A 15,865-nucleotide genomic window follows, 5' to 3' on the forward strand; every position below is an offset into this window, starting at 1 on the left:
TGCCTGCGCGCTCCGATAGTAGCGCGCGCCCGGAAAATCGCACAGCTCTCATCGCCGGTGCGTCACGTCGCATCGCCGATTGCTTTCGTCCCCAACACGCCTCGGCCTTGCCGAGCGCGCTGTCACACACCTCTGGCTGCCTCTGGGCCGTCGACGTACTGGTGGCACGAGCACCACAGATGTGTGTGAGCTGCGGGCGACGTTCCGGTATCGCGCGCAACACCCCATTACGGTCCATCGTGTGCGGCCCCTGCTGGTTCGCCAGCGGTGCCGCGGCAGAGCCGAGCGAGCTCGTCGGCCAGGCTCATCCGCCACTGACCGTCCTGCCTCGGACCGCCTACGAATGGGCCAAGGCCGTGATGGCGTCCGAGTGGTTCACGAAGCGCCGCAGCGACTGCGCCCAGCGTCTGCGGTTGCTTCTGCGCGCCCTCGCCCTGCATGCGGACTGGGAGGACCACAGCAGCTGGCCGACCTGGGAACGGCTCATGCACGCCACCGGCTGGAGCCGGAGCACGATGAGCAGCTGGCTCGCGGAGCTGCTGCGCCTCGGGTGGCTGGTGCGCCTCGAGCGGGGCACCACACCGCAGTTCCGCCCCATGGCCCTGCAGCACCTCGAAGGCAACCGAGCGGCGGTCTACCAGCTCCGAGTCCCCGTCAGCGGCGCTGATGAGGCGCCCGTTGACGATGCCTCAGATGGTCTAACCCGGACCCCAACCACCTCCAGAAACTCTTCTATCTCTAGAGAACATGTACTTCCTACGCGCGCGAGCCAGATTTTCCACAGCTCATCGACAAATCCCCAGCTCAAGAGCACAGATGTCGGCCCTAACGGGCCGCGCCACGAGAAGAAGGAGCCGGGCTACTTCGATCTTCGTGTGCCGGGAAGCCCTGCTCAGATGCTGGCCGCGGCCGCTGAGCTCAAGCGTGCCGACCGGGCACTGTGGAGGCTGAGTCCGCGCGCCGTTCGGGCCCTGTTCCGGCCCTGGTGGCGGGCAGGGTGGGCCAACAGCGACGTTCTGCACGCCCTGAACCACTCCCCGGCCATTGGCGGGAGCCGACGAGCCGATCGCTGCCCTGCGGCGCAGCTACGTCGCCCTGAGGGCTGGGTCAAGCACCGGATGTCGCACTGGCTCGACACCGGCTCCCCGCTGACCGCTCCGCGCCTGGTCGGGGCGCTCACCGACGCAGTCACCGCCCGCCACGGCAATGCCGCGGCCGCGCGACTGCCCTACGGCGCCACCACCCTGCGACCCCAAGACCTCCAGGTCAGCAAGCAGGAGCGAGCGGCCGCCGCCGAGTCGATCGCCCGCCGCTGGGCGCGAGAGTTCCACGAGCGCCGCAACGAGCGCTGCCCCGACTCCGAGCTCGCCAGCCCGCAGACACGTCGAGCCGCGGTCACCGGCTGGAAGACCCTCGCGACCGACCAGGCCGCCACCCCTGCACCAGAGCCGACGCAGACCACTCACCCCGATCAGCCAAACGCCCCGCTGCCCGCCCAGACCTCACCGACGACCGAGCCGAGCACGACGTCGACGGTGGACTCGGGTTCGGCTCATGACCGCGCCATCGAGCGTGCCCGCCTCGAGGGCCGGGCCGCCCGCCCCCGCCGCAACCGCAGGAGGAACCGCTGGTGACCGCCGAACCCATCCGCCGGCACGAGGCCGCGCCGCCCGCCGCCGTCGAGTCCCCGTTCGACCGTCAGCCCCCGCAGGACCTCACGGCGGAGCAGTCGGTGCTGGGTGGCATGTTGCTGAGCAAGGACGCGATCGCGGACGTGGTGGAGGTGCTGCGGCCGGACGATTTCTACCGTCCCGCGCACCAGACGGTCTTCGACTGCATCCTGGACCTCTACGGTCGCGGTGAGCCTGCGGACGCGGTCACGGTGTCGGCGGAGCTGCAGCGCCGCGGTGATCTGATCCGGCTCGGTGGCGCGCCCTACCTGCACACGCTGATCGCCACGGTGCCCACGGCGGCGAACGCGGCCTACTACGCCGAGATCGTCTCGGAGAAGGCCACGCTGCGCCGGCTGGTCGAGGCGGGCACCCGCATCGTGCAGCTCGGCTACCACGGGGCGGACGGCGCGGAGGTCGACGAGGTCGTCGACCGGGCGCAGGCGGCGATCTACGAGGTCACCGAGCGCTCCACCACCGAGGACTACGTGGTCCTCGAGGAGCTGCTGCAGCCCACGATGGACGAGATCGACGCCATCGCCTCCCGCGGCGGCGTCTCCAACGGCGTGCCGACGGGCTTCACCGACCTCGACGAGGCGACGAACGGGCTGCACCCGGGCCAGATGGTCGTCGTCGCGGCCCGTCCCGGTCTGGGCAAGTCGACCCTCGGGCTGGACTTCGCCCGGAGCTGCTCGATCAAGCACGGGATGACCAGCGCGGTGTTCTCGCTGGAGATGAGCAAGTCGGAGATCGTGATGCGGCTGCTCTCGGCGGAGGCCCGGATCCGGCTCGCCGACATGCGCGCCGGCCGGATGAGCGACGACGACTGGACCCGGATGGCGCGCCGGATGTCGGAGATCTCCGAGGCGCCACTGTTCGTCGACGACTCGCCCAACCTCACGCTGATGGAGATCCGGGCCAAGGCGCGCCGGCTCAAGCAGCGCAACGACCTCAAGCTCGTGATCCTCGACTACCTGCAGCTGATGACGTCCGGCCGCAAGGTCGAGTCCCGGCAGCAGGAGGTCTCGGAGTTCTCCCGGCAGATCAAGCTGCTGGCCAAGGAGCTCGAGGTGCCCGTCGTGGCGATCTCGCAGCTGAACCGTGGTCCCGAGCAGCGCACCGACAAGCGGCCGATGATCTCCGACCTGCGTGAGTCCGGCTCGATCGAGCAGGACGCGGACATGGTGATCCTGCTCCACCGGCCGGACGCCTTCGAGCGGGACGACCCGCGCGCGGGCGAGGCCGACCTGATCCTGGCCAAGAACCGAAACGGCCCCACCGCGAACATCGTCGTGGCGCACCAGCTGCATTACAGCCGCTTCGCCGACCTCGCCCACGGCTGAGCCGGGTTTGTCGGAGGACTAGGGGTGGCGCACCTGCGGGGTGCGTCTACGAGGCTGGCGCTGTGGCCGAGGGCCCAGGTGTGTCGGGCTCGGGCCGGGCGCGAGGAGCGGCGCCGGCTCCTTTGCCCAGCGGCCGGCATACGAACGCCGCGGTGTAGCTCACGAGATGCCCTTTGGCCTCGGAGCAGGCCTTACTAGCTGCTCTGCCGAGCTACTAGCTCGACGAGCAGCGGGTTATGCACCATGAGCTCCACTTCGGGGACTCGTCCCTGGTTGGTCGAGCTGGCTGGACGCCAGTAGTCCCCGAGGTCGTTGAGGACATCACCGGTAACCCCTGACTGCGCGTAGCCATACCCTGCAGCGTGCATCCGATCGAGAGGATCGGCACACCTCGAAGGGTCTCCGCAGGTCGTGAGTGAAGTTGATCTGTTTGTCGACGAGCCGGTGACGGGCTGGCCTTGGGGCCAGGAGACCGGCGATGTCGAGACCAAGCTGAACGAAGCTCTGGTGTCGTCGCTGATCGCAGGCCCCGTCGAAGGTCATCGCGACGTCGACGCCGCACTGGCGTTGCTCGAGCTTGTCGACAACGAACTGCGGGCCTATGGCACTGACAGCAGCCAGCAGCTCAGCGAGAAGCAGATCGCTATGGCCCTGCGTGCGTTGAAAGCCGTGTCTGCTCGTGTCGGTGTCGAGATCAAGATCCCGTTCAGCAACTTCGGCACCTTTCGGTCGTACTGGACTCGCAAGGGCGCTTCTGGCCCTGGCGGCTGGGGCGCTCGACGAGCGATCGTCCACGAGCTGCTTACGCCGGCGTTCGAGGTGCTGGAGCAGCTTGCGTTGCGGCCACGGCACTCTCCCCTGCCCGCGCAGTCACTCAAGGACTTGAAGGACCCGGCTGCGATCCTCGAGCAGCTCCAGCGCATCCAACGGGCGGTCGTCCAGGACGATCCGGCACTCGCCATCGGCAGTGCCAAGGAGCTGATCGAGAGCACTGCCAAGGTCGTGCTGATCGAGCGGGGCGAGGTCGTTGACGGCAAGGCCGACATCCAGGCGCTGATCAAGAAGGCGCAGGAGCTGCTTCTGCTGCACCCCTCGCAGGCGACGGTGGGCCCGGACGGCAGCGATGCAGTGAAGAAGATCCTCGGCGGTGCCACCTCAATCGCCGTTGGCGTCGCTGAGCTGCGCAATCGTGGTTGGGGTACCGGACACGGCGCAGCGGGCCGGCGTGTAGGTCTTCGGCCTCGACACGCTCATCTGGCGGTGAACGCTGCAGTAACCTGGTGTCAACTGATGCTCGACACGCTGCAGGACCCGGACGCACCATGGAGTCAGGCACAACCCAAGCCGTAGGGCCTCTCGCTGCTCTGGGCTGGCCGGAGACGGCTCAACGGCGCTGACCCTGTGGTGCGGCCGCCAGCGGCTGAGCGGTCGACTTCCCGACGACTTCAGAGTCCTCCGGCTTTTCCATGCGGCGTACTGCACCCTCCAGCGCGGCATCGCGCGTGCCCTGCATAGCCGCGCGGGCTCGGCCCCACACCGTCACCGCCTGCATGGCGGCGCTCCCGCGGTGCAGCCGCTCCACTTCCCGCTCGGCCGCGCGGTGGCTGAGCTCGGCAACCCGTTCGGCGACCCACGCCCGCAGCGGCGCGGTCATAGCCTCGGAGTTCGGACGCCAGTCCTTGATGGCGTTGCCCGCCAACGACATCGTTGTCATCAGCACACCGATGCTGGTCGTGAGTTGAGCGCGAGTGCCCGTCGAAAGCCCGGCGATGGTCAAGGCCACACCCGTCGCGGCCCCGGTGACGAACAGGGCCGTGCTTGAGCTGGCCAGCCGTGTGCCGCGCAGCTCGTCCGCCCGCTCCCGCGCGCGAAGCGCGGCGGCGTGGGCGCGGCGTTCGCGCACGATCGCCGAACCCGCGCGCATCGCCTGGCTGATGTCCGAGTCGAAGGGCCGCTGCCCGTTGGTGCCCGCTGCCCCCGACCGCAGCAGGTCCAGCCCAGCACTGGCTGCCATCCGCTGCGACGTGGCCTCCTGCAGGTTCTGGGCCAGGTCCCGCATGGTCTTCTCGTCGATCGACCGCGCCGAGGTCGCGGTCGGGCCGGGCCGGATCCCGACGGTGAACCCACCCGGTTTGGCCAGCTGGCGGCTGGCGTCCACCCGCAGCAGCGTCGCGGCGACCTCCTCCGGGCGACCGGGTCGGAACCCGGGCCCGCACCGCTGTCTGGCCTCGCGCAGGTACTGGTGCAGTGACCAGGTCTCGCCCAGCCCGCTGGCGAGATCCATCTCGGCCTCGATCGTCTCGAGGGTGAACTCTTCCCGCCCACCGCGTCGACCAGGCCCACCGGATCCACCGCGGCCTGCGGCGAGCTTGCTCAAGCCGTAAAAGATCTCCCACTCCGGCACCGGGCGCCCTCGATCGCGGCCGACCTGCCGCAGCCTCTCCCACTCAGGCGGGCCACCGGTCAGTGCACGCCGCACCGACGCGCTCCAGCGCCCGGGCGCGACATCGGGAGTGCCACGACCGAACAGCTCGCGTAGTCCCCGGCTGGCTCGTCCGGTGATCCCGGGACGTTCCCCGGCGACGGCCGCCTCGGCCAACTCGAACTCGGCCAGGACCGAGCGGCCGCTACGGCGACCGTCGGCCAGGGCCTCCAGCAGGCCGAGCATCAGCTCGGCGCGCAGCTTGCGGGCCAGCACGCTCAGCGCGACCTCGACGACGTCGAGGTCGGCCCCGGCGCCCAGGTCGGCGGTCATCGCCTGCGGCTCCACCAGCGGCGACGGCTCATCCGGGTCTGGTCGTATGGCCAGGCCGGATCGTCGGCGTGGGAGGCCTGCGCCGTGGCCTCCCGTCGGCGTGCACCCTCCTCGACCGCCTCCGCGGAACGGGCCAGGGTGAAGAAGAGAGCCGTGAGCTCGACCTGATCCGCGTCGCCGGCGACCAGATAGCCGCGCTCCACCTCGCCCTCGCCCTGCGGGATCACCCACCACATGCGGTCCCACCAGACAGGGCCGATGTCGAACTCTGCCAGCAGCGGCTGAGCGTCGCCGGCGGCGATGAGCTCGTCCATGTCCGCCACCGCGACACGAATCTGCTCGGCACCGCCGGGCGGGCCCGGCTCGGCGACTCGTCGGCTGAGGATGAGAGCCATGATCAGTCGTCCTCTCCCCCGCTAAAGGATCAAGACCAGTATGCGCGTCGAGCGCACGCTCCACGGTGACGAGCAGATGAAGGACAGGCCCGTTAACCACGGGAAAAGCCGGATGTGTACACGTTCGTGGTAGCATGAGGGGGTGATGACACCGGAGATCCTCAGTGTGCGCGAGCTGCGTGCCGGGCTCGCCGGTGTACTCAAGCAGGTCCAGCAGCCGGGTTCCGAACCCGTGTTCGTGGGTCCCCATCGCAAGGCGGAGGCGGTCGTGATGTCGGTATCGCAGTACGAGCAGCTCCAGCAGGCCGCGGCGGTACGCCGCGAGGCCGTCGCAGAGGCGCTGGCCTCGGTCCGCGCGGAGGGCCTCGAGCCCAGCGACGAGGGGCTGACGATGTTCGAGGCGATCGCCGAGGGCCGCATGACCCCCGAAGAGGCCCGCGAGAAGACTCTGGCGCGCTACCGCAGGTGAGCTCGCACGACCCCTACACCGACCCCGCCAGCGGGGTCCTGCGCAACAAGCTCGGACTCACCGACCCCGACGAGCTCGACCGGGCCGAGGCCGACCTGACCGGTTTCCGGCTCATCGAGCTGCGCCAGCACGACCTGCCCGGCGACTACGACCTCTCCCACCTGCAGGCCTTCCACCGCTTCATCTTCTCCGACGTCTACCCCTGGGCCGGTCAGCTGCGCACCGTGTCGATCGCCAAGGACGACCTGTTCTGCCTGCCCCAGCACATCGAGGGCTTCGCCGCCGACGTCTTCGGCAAGCTCGCCCGCCGCGACGACTACCTGCGCGGGCTCGAACAGCCCGAGTTCCTCGACAAGCTCACCGAACTCCTGGCCGACGTCAATGCGCTACACCCGTTCCGGGAAGGCAACGGCCGCGCCCAGCGGGCGTTCCTCGCCCAGTTGGCTCGTGACGCGGGGCATCGGTTGCGGTGGGAGTCGATGGATCCCAGACAGAACATCCTCGCCTCCCAAGCTGCACACCGCGGCGACAACCAGCCACTGCGACACATGCTCGAGGACCTTGTGGTGGTCTCACCGCCCGCGGCGACAGGCTCGGCCGATCCGGCGCGTGAGCACCCGGCTCAGACCGCCGGTGCGTCCTTCAACCCGCCGAAGGACCGCCGACCAGCGGGGACGGCGAAACAACGTCCTGGCGGAGGCGTCGCCTTCCCCCCACCGCGACGCTCACCGGAGCAGGGCAGAGGACCTTGCCGGTAGCGACCGCGACGACCGAGGCCTTGGACGGCGTGGGGTGTCGTCTGTGCCCGCAGCGCCCGGGCAGGTGCTTGATCGCGTCTCACGACCTGGCCCCTGGGCCCGCACGAACCGCGAGCGGCAGCCGGCGGTCCGAGCTCCGGAGCGACCCCGGAGCAGGGTGACGTCGTCAGGACTGAGGAGAGCGATTGCGCTGTTCGGCGTAACCGTGCCCTCGTCGGCGGCGATGACCAGGCGTCGGACCAGGAACTGGGGGCGTGATGGGCGAGGAAATCGGCGACGACGGGGAGGCGAAGCCGGGGGATGCGCCCGAGGACCTCGCCGCCTACGCGGCGGCGCTCGACCTGGTAGGCGAGGCACTCGAAGCGATCCTCGACGCGATCCCCCTCGAGGAGGCTGAGGAGGGCGGATCCTCCGCGCTGGGTCGGCTGTTCGACGATCTCGGCGCGACCGTCGACAGCATCTCGATCTTCACCGAGCGGATCTCGCCACGCTTCGTGAAGCCTCCGGAGCCGTTGTTCGGGACCGCCCCCGATGTCGGGGTCGCGCAACGGCTGGCCGCTCTGCAGCGCCTGGGGGATCTGCTTCCGGCGCGGCCGCGGCCCTCCAGCGGCGCTGAGCGCCGCGAGTGGGACCGCAACGCTCAGCTGAGGCCGGTGCCTGCGTGGCGGCGCACCGTGTGGGCCGATCTGCTTCCGCCGCCGCTCCCCCGGACCTGGGAGGACAAGGCGGACCGCGCGCACCGGCTCTACCTCGTGGCGTGGGGTGACGGGTGGGTGAAGTACGGCCATGGGACCGACGCCCGGATCCGCGAGCATCTGGTCGACGAGCGTTCCCGGGTGCTGCAGGTCCTCCAGGCCCGCCACGCCGACGTCGTGGCGGCCGAGCGCGCCCTGCAAGCCCGGCTGGTCACCGAGCCTCGACCCAGCCCGGAGCAGCTCGACTTGATGCCGCGCTCGTTCGTGCGCGGCACCGAGGTCGTCCCCGCGGCGGCCGTCCGCGGTGTGGACCTGATGGACATGCTCGCTGACGCCGTCGACGTCACCGAGGACTACCCGCCGCGGGTCCGGCCGGTGGCGTCGTGAACGCCGCGGCGCACTCGTCGAGCTCGGGGGCCCCGCTGTGCCGCGTCGACGAGCCCCCTCCCCGACGGCAGGGTGCGGCGCTGCCCGGGGAGCCGGGGCCGATCACGGTGCCGGTGGAGCGCTACCTTCGACGTCTCCCCGCAGGTTCGTTGCCCGCCGAGCTGCCCAGCAGCGGCCTGCTGTGGCGTGCCGACGTGTTCGCGGTGGCGGCGAGTTGGCGTCGAGGAACCGCGAGTGCCCGCGACCTCGCTGTCGCGACGCTGCTGTGGGGATTCGGGCCCACCGCCTACGGCCCCTATCGCACAGAGCGGATCCTGGCCGCCGATCCGGACGGCACGCGGCTGGCCCGCGGCCTGGAGCCGCTGCGGGCCGACGAGCTCACCCCAGAGACGCTGCAAGCGGCGTATGTGTCGTTTCGGCGTGGGCAGAGTGCCTACGTCCGCGGCCTGGGCCCGGCGTTCTTCACGAAGCTGATCTACTTCGCCGGCTACCGCCGCGGCCGCGGCGGCGTCCAGCCACTCATCCTGGACAAGGTCGTCGCAGGACGGCTCCCGGTCTCAGCGGGCCCGGCCCGGCACTCCTCGTGGGGATGGCGCTCCGCGGACTGGATCGCCTATCTCCAGTGGGCCGCGTCGACCGCGCAGGATCCGCGGTTCGACGGCGAGCCCGAGCGCGTCGAGATGGCGCTCTTCGCAGGCACCGCGCAGCTCGGACAGTGACCTGCAGCCCGGGATGCGGACAGGCTCAGCCCTCGTCGATGAACCACTTGTCGCGCTCGCTCGCCGATGGTGCCGGGTAGGTCTTCGCGAGTGTGGCGATGTGCTCGCGGCCATTGATGCTCAGCTCGTTACGGAAGACACCCATGGCCAAGCGGACGACCTCGCCCGGCTCGATATCGAACGCCTTCGCGGCGGCGGCGATGAAGGCGGCCTCGTCCTCAGAGATCTGCGCGGTGAAGTCCACGAGCGAACGCTAGCGAAGTGCCCGGTTCTGGGGACCCGGCCAACTTCCGAACTTGCCGAGCCCGCGCACCGGAGGGTTCTGACCGCTCCGCCCGGGGCCGTTCTCAGGCGGACTTGAGTAGCCGGACCCAGATGCCGTTCTTCGTCTGCACGAGATCGAGGTCCTGCCCGTCGAGGCAGATTCCGGAGCGGCGGTGTGTGTCGAACAGGGCTGCGTCGTCGAAGGTGTGACAGCAGGTCCGGCAGTGGGCGCGGTCCATGCCCGCCCAGCGTGCGCCGCAGCGCACGCAGTGCTGCTGCAGCATCTCGGGCCGGTCACGCATGGGCTGAACCCTACGGCGACCAGCAACACCACGACGTATCAGCGGACTACGCGGCTTCGTTGATCTCGTCTGGACTCTCGTGCAGCTGCCTGAGAAGAGACGTGGCCAATGCGCATGCGATGACGGCGTTGGCGGGGCTGTACTGCCGAAGACTCACAGCGTGGGCCGATGCGTGACGGTTGAAGTTCTCCGGGATCGCATCACCGTCATGGAACTTGCCCAAAGCGATGATCACCGGGACGTGCGAGAGCGCCCAGCGCATCTCGGCGATGGAGGCATTATCGTGGCGCTGCCTGATCTCGTTGTCCGGGGACGGGCTGTGGTGTCGGTCGGTGGACGACCTGATGTGTCGTTGGCCCGGGCGGGATCATGACACAGCTGCGGGGACGGCGGACAGGGCTCTGTCCTTGAGTCGGTAGCTGGGTCCGTTGATGGCGACGACGTCGCAGTGGTGCAGGAGCCGGTCGAGGATGGCGGTGGCGATGACCTCGTCGGTGAAGACCTGGCCCCATTCGGAGAAGGTCTTGTTCGAGGTGAGGATGATCGAGCCGCGTTCGTAGCGGCGGCTGATCAGCTGGAACACCATGTTCGCCGCGCCCCGGTCGCAGGGCAGGTAGCCGACCTCGTCGAGGACGAGCACCGAGGGCCGCAGGTAGGTCTGCAGCTTCTTGGCGAACCGGCCGGCGGTCTCGGCGGCGCGGAGCTGGCGGACGCAGTCGTCCAGGCTGGTGAAGTAGATCGAGTGCCCGGCCTGGCAGGCGGCGACGGCAAGCGCGACCGCGATGTGGGTCTTCCCGGTGCCGGGTGGGCCGAGCAGGGCGATGTTGCCGCGGGCCTCGACGAACGCCAGCGCGGCAAGGTCACGGATCTTGCGGACGTCGAGGTCGGGCTGGAAGGCGAAGTCGAACTCGTCGAGGGTCTTGTGGTGCGGCAGCCCGGACAGCTTGAGCGCGGTGCGGAACCGGCGCCCCTCGCGCAGCCCGAGCTCCTCCCCGAGGACGGTGTCGATGAACTCGCGGTAGCCCATGTGATCGGTCTCGGCGCGCTCAACGAGCAGCTCGAGGTTCTCAGCCAGATGCGGCAGCCCGAGCCGGGTGGCGTGCGCGGTGATCCGGCTGGTGATCAGCTCGCTCATGCCGCACCCACCAACGACTCGCTGGTGGTCGTCTCGGCTGTGGTGGCCGGCTCTGGCGGTGCGGCCAGCCCGGCGAGTCGGTCGTAGTAGGCCAGCGGACGCCGGGCGACCATGACTTCGAGCGCTGCCTGGGACTCACCGAACACCATCGACCCCGACACTGAAGAGGGCGTCGGGTCACCCGGGACCTGTTGGGCAGCAACGGGTGCATGATCTGTGATGTCGAGGGTGGTGGAGCGGGTGTGACCGTCGGGGAGCTCCGCCCAGTGCTGCGGGTCGACGATCATCTGTCCGCGGACGGCCGCGAGTGGATGCCGCGCCAGGAGCATCGGGGTCCGGTCGGGGCTGTCGACGGGCAGCCGCCAGATCTCCAGATGCTCGACCCCGACCCGGACCTCGACCCGCTGCCCGGCCTTCGTCACGCGCCCATCGGCGGCTCTCGCGGCGACGGAGTAGGAGGACCCGGCGAAGGAGATCAACGCGTCCCGTCCGACCCGGCGTAGATGGGTCTCGGTGACCGCGTAGCCGAACTGCGGCAACGGCCCCAGCGCGGCGTGGTCGCGGACGGCGCGGACGGCGATCACCTCGCCGTGGGTGCGGTGGACCTGCCCGCGGCGGATCGGCACCCACGCGGCGAACGCGGCATCTAGCTCCGCCAGGGAGCTGAAACGACGCCCGGACAGGACGTGGTCACGCCCAATCTGCACCTGCCGCTCCACCCGGCCCTTCCCGGTGGGGCGGTGGGCGGCGAGCACGTCGATGGCGAACCCGTAATGCTCGGCGAACGCCGCCGCCTGCGGGTGCAGCGGCACCGCCCGCCCGGGAGCGACGTGGCGGCGCACGACGGTCTTGGTGCGGTCGTAGACGATCGTGGCGGGCACCCCGCCGAAGTGCGCGAACGCGCGGCGGTGGCAGTCGAAGAACGTGGCCAGGTCCTGGCTGGTGGTGAAGCAGATGAACGGGTCCCGCGAGTAGGACAACGTCATGTGGAACGAGTAGACCTTCTTGCCCGCTCCGGCCCCGACCAGCAGACAGCCCTCGTCGCCCCAATCGACCTGGGCCTGCGCGCCCGCGACGACCTCGAACCGGCGATGCAGCCCGGGCGGGCGGCCCTGGGCGTCGGACTCGAGCTCGATCCGGCGACGGGCCTCGGCGCAGTAGACCTTGATCCGCTGGTAGTGGCCGGTGAACCCGTAGTCGGCGACCAGCCGCTCATGGATCACCGTCGCCAGCAGGCCCGGGTCGTCGGCCAGCCACGCGTCGATCACGTCGGTGAACGGATCCACCAGCCGGGACACGGTGCCCGCCCGCGAGGTGGCCCGCGGCGGGACCGCCGGGGCGTCCGGCGAGAGGTACTTCTTCGCTGTTCTCCAGTCACAGCCCGCTTGAGCTGCGATGTCCTTCCATGACGCCCCGGCCGCGCGCAGCGGGGCGTACCTCCTGATGTCCATCCATGCCTCCACAGGCAGGATCACGGGTGACCCCCTCCGGGCTCGTCTGCTTGGCCGCTGACAAGCCCGGAGGGTGGTCCCTCCCTGAGCCGATCTTGATCCGACGCGCCGGACCAACGACAGATCAGCTCGTACCTACAGCGACATCAGAGCCCGTACGCGGACACTCGTCCTTGACCTTGGCGTAGTACCGGTACTTGGTCGGGGGCACGACCTTGCGCAACGTCGTGTCGACGATGCTGGCCGCGAGTGACTGCGAAGGCTCGAGATAGCCGTCGACGGCTGCGTCGAGCGCTTTGCCGAGCAGCGTGACGAGCTCAGCGAGTTCTGGGGACGTCACCTCTCGGAGCACAGCGACACAGTCCTGCAACACCTCGTCACGATTGCGCTCGAACACCGCCGCTCGGTCGACCTCGGGAGCATCCAGCAGTTCCTGCAGCACGCTGGATCGCGGTACCCACGCTGTGGGGTAGCCCGCCTCGGCTAGATCCGAGAGAGGATCCACGTAGTCGTTCTTCTGATCATCCGACCAGTTGGGTGGGCAGCAGCGCATGTAGGCGTCGATGAAGGACTGAGTGTCGACGCTCCTGACCGCGGCCAGGATCTCCTGGCCGAGCTCCAGCCTCGGGAGAAAGCTCGAGTAGTCGGGTAGCGACGCCTGCACAGCCTGGATCGAGTCTCGGATCCGGTTCATCGTCTCGTTGCTCGGGCCCACCAGACTTTCGATGTCGACGTTGAGGCGGTAGACATCGCTGAGCTGGTCCATCATCGGGTTGATGTGGGACTGCAGGATCTTGGCCGCCTCGTCGGCCGCCCTGCGGATCGCAGGGTTGTCGGCGGCTCGGGCCAACCGGCCCTGCAGGTCGAGGAAGTCCTCGACCGGGCGACGGACCTCGTCGTCGAAGCGCTCGGCTTCCCCCACGGTCTCGCTCGACTCGTCGACGGCCTCGTCGTCGTGCCTCTGGTCGTCCGGCTCGTCGGTCTCGTTCGTCACCGCGTCCCCTCGCTCCTCAAGTCTTGAGGGAGGAGCCTACGGAGGACACTTCGAGTGCGAACGCGTTCAGCGCCAGATCTGCTCCCAGACGGCGAAGCCTTCCCCATGCGCGGTCGCCGCGACGGGGCCCTTGTTGAGCCGTCGGCCGGGGCCGCGGCGGGGCGGTCAGCTGCCCGTTTGCTCGTCGTCGGAAGCAGCGGCTTCGGAAAGCTGACGTCTGAGCAGCTCGAGTTCGTGGTCGGTGGCGCCGAGGCGGCGGTGCAGATCTGCGAGCTGGGCGGCGTGGTCGGCGATGAGTTGCTCCCGTGTCGCGGCGTGTTCGGTCCGTAGCGCCTCGAGGTCCGCCTCGCGGCGCTGCGCGGCCGCCTCTGCGGCGACTGCGGCCTCGTCCCGCAGACGTCGAAGAGCCGCCTCGTGGTCGGCGCGCTGCGCGGCTGCGGCGGCGTCGCGATCGGCGAGCTCGGCGCGATGGGCGTCGAGCAGGTCCCGGGTGCGTGCGCGTTCGTCGGCAAGGGTGTTCTCGGTGAGGCGCAGGGTTGCCACCACCGTGGCGTGCTGGTCGCGTAGCTCGGCGAGCTGGGCGGCGGTGGCCTCGACGAGCTCGTCGGAGCGTTGGAGCCGTTCGGTGAGCGCGGTGAGCCGTCCCTCGGCGCGCAGCTGCTCGCGCGTGGCGGCCGCGGCGGCCTCCTCGGCGCGAGCGCGGGCCCGTTCCGCGGCGTGGGCCAGGTCGACGGCTTCGGCGGCGCGGGCGCCCGCGGCGTCGACCTCGTCGCGGTACTGCGCGGTCAGTGCCTCGGCCGCCTCGCGGGCCCCGCGATCGGCGGCCGCGGTCTCGAGCGCCCGATCCCGTGCGGCAAGGGCCGCGCCGGTCTCCTCGCCGACCTGGCGGCCGACGGTGGTGACGGCCTCGAGGAGCCGGTCGAGGGGGCCCTGGGCCTCGTCGAAGCGCTGCCCGAGCTGGTCGAGCACCGCGGGGGTCAGTGCGCTGTCGGCGGTGAGCAGGGAGTCGACGGCGACGAACGCGGCCTCGGCGGTCTTGCAGGTCAGGTCGTTGGGGCCCCAGGTCTTGCCGTCCTGGCAGTAGCGGGGTCGGTTCCCGCGCCCGGTCGACACCGGCAGCGGGGCCCGGCACTGCCGGAACGCGCACAGCCGCCCGCCCTCCCCCACGGCCGCCGCGGCGTCGACGGGCTCCGTCCGGGCGGACGAGGCCTCCACGGCACCTCCAGCGGCATCGTCAGGGCCGGCGGGGATCTCGGGCGTACTCATCGGGGCGCATCCTCTCCCCCGCGCTGCGTCCCGGTGGCCGCGCCCCCGCGGGACCCGTCGTCCGCTGTGGTCGGCCTGGGCGGCCTGGGCGGCGATGCGGAGAGGTGCTCGGCGATGGCCTGGGCGATCGGGTCGGAGGGGTGCAGGTCCAGGAATGCGGCCAGCGCGCGCAGCCCGTCGAGGGCCTCGCGTTCGCGGGCGGCCCACTCCCCCGCCGGGTAGAGGGCCTCGCCGGCGGCCACCGCGGCCCGACACGACCGGCCGCGGGCGCGCACCGCGGCGATCCGGACCCGCCGCGCGGCCGCGCCGGCGGGCGTGTCGCCGACGGTCGGAGCCTCCGCGGCCGGTAACCGCGGCCGGGCGACCGGGCCCGCCGCCGATGACTGGGCGACGCCCTGACCTGGGACTTCCCGCGCGTACGACACGATCCACCGTCCATGATTAGAATTTATGTGGTTCTAGTATGACCTAACTCGTGAAAATACAAAACAGTGAGCGTAGGTCAAGTCGGGAGAAGTCCTCTTATCCGGGGTCAGATGGAGGGCGCAGGAACGCGGGGCCCCTAGCGGCTCGACGAGGCGGGTTGGGGCGGGGGTAACCCCGCGCCCCCCACGAGGGGCGGGCGGTCTAACTGGCGCCCACCGTTCGAATGCGTTGGCGGATCCCCTCCGCCGCGGCGTGGACAGCCAGCCCTGTCGCTGCTCTTGTCATAACGCAACCATGGAGACGGCGAGCGCCAACCAGGAGATCTCCTTGAACATCGGGAGGTTTGCCCTCGCGGCCCCTGCGCCACGCGAGAGCGGCGGCGACCTATCGCGCTCTGCGACCGGAGGGCGAACTACTCTGCCTGGCTGTGGCCACCCTGATCGACCGTATGACGTCTGCCGGGATCTCTGACGAGCGCGCCCGTGCGTACATCCAAGATGGCTGGGTCCGGTCCGGCGAAACCGTCCTGACTGATCCGGAAGCCGAGCAGGAGGCCTACTTCGTCATCGCCCCAGGCGTGACTCAGCATCAGACAGAGAGCGCGTGATCGCTCTTGGGTCGACCAGCTGACGGAGGGCCTCGGCGTAGTGGATCCGCGCCCCATCGACCGGCTCATCGAGCTCAACGCGGACGCCCAGGGGCTCGTCCGGGACATCCACGCCTGTGACGGTCCCCATCGTCGAGTGGACCTTGGAGTTCGGGCCGGCTCGGTGTATCCAAAGCACTCGGTCTCCGGGGTGCGGCCAGCTCAACGTCAGCTGGGGTCACCGTAGTAC

At 70.0% G+C, this 15,865-nt stretch carries 17 protein-coding genes; 8 read left to right on the forward strand and 9 right to left on the reverse strand.

Going from position 1 to position 15,865, the window contains the following annotated elements:
* The first annotated feature begins 239 nt into the window (after positions 1-239).
* The 3 genes from L3X23_RS00085 to L3X23_RS00095 all read left to right on the forward strand — a co-directional run bounded on the left by L3X23_RS00085 (position 240) and on the right by L3X23_RS00095 (position 4,363).
* Entirely contained in the window at positions 240-1,634 is a 1,395-nt protein-coding gene (locus L3X23_RS00085; protein WP_237189982.1) for a helix-turn-helix domain-containing protein, read from the forward strand.
* The gene (dnaB, locus tag L3X23_RS00090; RefSeq protein WP_237189983.1) at positions 1,631-3,013 is read left to right on the forward strand and encodes a replicative DNA helicase; all 1,383 of its coding nucleotides are present in this window, start codon (positions 1,631-1,633) and stop codon (positions 3,011-3,013) included. The genes L3X23_RS00085 and dnaB overlap by 4 nt, the downstream gene beginning before the upstream one ends.
* Positions 3,014-3,424: 411 nt before the next feature.
* Positions 3,425-4,363, forward strand: a complete 939-nt coding sequence (locus L3X23_RS00095) for an abortive infection family protein (RefSeq protein ID WP_237189984.1) — start codon at positions 3,425-3,427, stop codon at positions 4,361-4,363.
* A gap of 34 nt (positions 4,364-4,397) precedes the next feature.
* On the opposite strand, the gene L3X23_RS00100 is transcribed toward L3X23_RS00095, so the two are convergent.
* Together L3X23_RS00100 and L3X23_RS00105 are read right to left on the reverse strand one after the other, a co-directional pair.
* A complete protein-coding gene (locus L3X23_RS00100; protein WP_237189985.1) occupies positions 4,398-5,768 on the reverse strand; it encodes a hypothetical protein in 1,371 nt (456 codons plus the stop codon).
* Positions 5,765-6,082, reverse strand: coding sequence for a hypothetical protein (locus L3X23_RS00105; RefSeq protein WP_237189986.1), 318 nt, complete (start codon positions 6,080-6,082; stop codon positions 5,765-5,767). Before L3X23_RS00105 ends, L3X23_RS00100 begins: the two co-directional genes overlap by 4 nt.
* Before the next feature lie 226 nt (positions 6,083-6,308).
* Between L3X23_RS00105 and L3X23_RS00110 the strand changes: the two genes are divergently transcribed.
* The 4 genes from L3X23_RS00110 to L3X23_RS00125 all read left to right on the forward strand — a co-directional run bounded on the left by L3X23_RS00110 (position 6,309) and on the right by L3X23_RS00125 (position 9,191).
* A complete protein-coding gene (locus L3X23_RS00110) occupies positions 6,309-6,632 on the forward strand; it encodes a type II toxin-antitoxin system prevent-host-death family antitoxin (protein ID WP_237190050.1) in 324 nt (107 codons plus the stop codon).
* Complete coding sequence (locus tag L3X23_RS00115; protein ID WP_237189987.1) at positions 6,629-7,390, forward strand: Fic family protein; 762 nt, start codon at positions 6,629-6,631, stop codon at positions 7,388-7,390. The genes L3X23_RS00110 and L3X23_RS00115 overlap by 4 nt, the downstream gene beginning before the upstream one ends.
* A 257-nt stretch (positions 7,391-7,647) precedes the next feature.
* Positions 7,648-8,472 (forward strand): hypothetical protein, encoded by an 825-nt coding sequence (locus L3X23_RS00120; RefSeq protein WP_237189988.1) that lies wholly within the window; start codon positions 7,648-7,650, stop codon positions 8,470-8,472.
* Positions 8,469-9,191, forward strand: a complete 723-nt coding sequence (locus L3X23_RS00125; protein ID WP_237189989.1) for a hypothetical protein — start codon at positions 8,469-8,471, stop codon at positions 9,189-9,191. The genes L3X23_RS00120 and L3X23_RS00125 overlap by 4 nt, the downstream gene beginning before the upstream one ends.
* 25 nt (positions 9,192-9,216) lie before the next feature.
* Here the strand turns inward: L3X23_RS00125 and L3X23_RS00130 are convergent, their stop codons facing one another.
* The 7 genes from L3X23_RS00130 to L3X23_RS00160 form a co-directional block, all read right to left on the reverse strand.
* The gene (locus L3X23_RS00130; protein ID WP_237189990.1) at positions 9,217-9,435 is read right to left on the reverse strand and encodes a hypothetical protein; all 219 of its coding nucleotides are present in this window, start codon (positions 9,433-9,435) and stop codon (positions 9,217-9,219) included.
* 103 nt (positions 9,436-9,538) lie between these two features.
* Positions 9,539-9,757: a hypothetical protein gene (locus tag L3X23_RS00135; RefSeq protein ID WP_237189991.1), complete on the reverse strand. Its 219-nt coding sequence runs from the start codon at positions 9,755-9,757 to the stop codon at positions 9,539-9,541.
* Positions 9,758-10,124: 367 nt separating this feature from the next.
* Positions 10,125-10,892: an IS21-like element helper ATPase IstB gene (gene istB / locus L3X23_RS00140; RefSeq protein ID WP_237189992.1), complete on the reverse strand. Its 768-nt coding sequence runs from the start codon at positions 10,890-10,892 to the stop codon at positions 10,125-10,127.
* Complete coding sequence (istA, locus tag L3X23_RS00145; protein ID WP_237189993.1) at positions 10,889-12,343, reverse strand: IS21 family transposase; 1,455 nt, start codon at positions 12,341-12,343, stop codon at positions 10,889-10,891. Before istA ends, istB begins: the two co-directional genes overlap by 4 nt.
* A gap of 124 nt (positions 12,344-12,467) precedes the next feature.
* Positions 12,468-13,337, reverse strand: a complete 870-nt coding sequence (locus L3X23_RS00150; protein ID WP_237189994.1) for a hypothetical protein — start codon at positions 13,335-13,337, stop codon at positions 12,468-12,470.
* A 165-nt stretch (positions 13,338-13,502) separates the two neighbouring features.
* On the reverse strand, positions 13,503-14,603 hold the full coding sequence (locus tag L3X23_RS00155; RefSeq protein ID WP_237189995.1) for a hypothetical protein: 1,101 nt from the start codon (positions 14,601-14,603) through the stop codon (positions 13,503-13,505).
* Complete coding sequence (locus L3X23_RS00160; RefSeq protein ID WP_237189996.1) at positions 14,600-15,028, reverse strand: hypothetical protein; 429 nt, start codon at positions 15,026-15,028, stop codon at positions 14,600-14,602. The genes L3X23_RS00155 and L3X23_RS00160 overlap by 4 nt, the downstream gene beginning before the upstream one ends.
* A 428-nt stretch (positions 15,029-15,456) precedes the next feature.
* Here L3X23_RS00160 and L3X23_RS00165 point away from each other — a divergent pair, with 428 nt between their 5' ends.
* Positions 15,457-15,636, forward strand: a complete 180-nt coding sequence (locus L3X23_RS00165; protein WP_237189997.1) for a hypothetical protein — start codon at positions 15,457-15,459, stop codon at positions 15,634-15,636.
* Positions 15,637-15,865: the final 229 nt, after the last annotated feature.

The organism is Pseudonocardia sp. WMMC193, assembly GCF_021728735.1.
Taxonomy (GTDB): Bacteria; Actinomycetota; Actinomycetes; order Mycobacteriales; family Pseudonocardiaceae; genus Pseudonocardia; species Pseudonocardia oroxyli.

Bases quoted from the DNA above. Each gene is read 5' to 3' on its own strand.
- istB (WP_237189992.1), bottom strand. From the start codon at position 10,892: ATGAGCGAGCTGATCACCAGCCGGATCACCGCGCACGCCACCCGGCTC.
- L3X23_RS00120 (WP_237189988.1), top strand. From the start codon at position 7,648: ATGGGCGAGGAAATCGGCGACGACGGGGAGGCGAAGCCGGGGGATGCG.
- L3X23_RS00105 (WP_237189986.1), bottom strand. From the start codon at position 6,082: ATGGACGAGCTCATCGCCGCCGGCGACGCTCAGCCGCTGCTGGCAGAG.
- L3X23_RS00100 (WP_237189985.1), bottom strand. From the start codon at position 5,768: ATGACCGCCGACCTGGGCGCCGGGGCCGACCTCGACGTCGTCGAGGTC.
- L3X23_RS00135 (WP_237189991.1), bottom strand. From the start codon at position 9,757: ATGCGTGACCGGCCCGAGATGCTGCAGCAGCACTGCGTGCGCTGCGGC.
- L3X23_RS00110 (WP_237190050.1), top strand. From the start codon at position 6,309: ATGACACCGGAGATCCTCAGTGTGCGCGAGCTGCGTGCCGGGCTCGCC.
- L3X23_RS00155 (WP_237189995.1), bottom strand. From the start codon at position 14,603: ATGAGTACGCCCGAGATCCCCGCCGGCCCTGACGATGCCGCTGGAGGT.
- istA (WP_237189993.1), bottom strand. From the start codon at position 12,343: ATGGACATCAGGAGGTACGCCCCGCTGCGCGCGGCCGGGGCGTCATGG.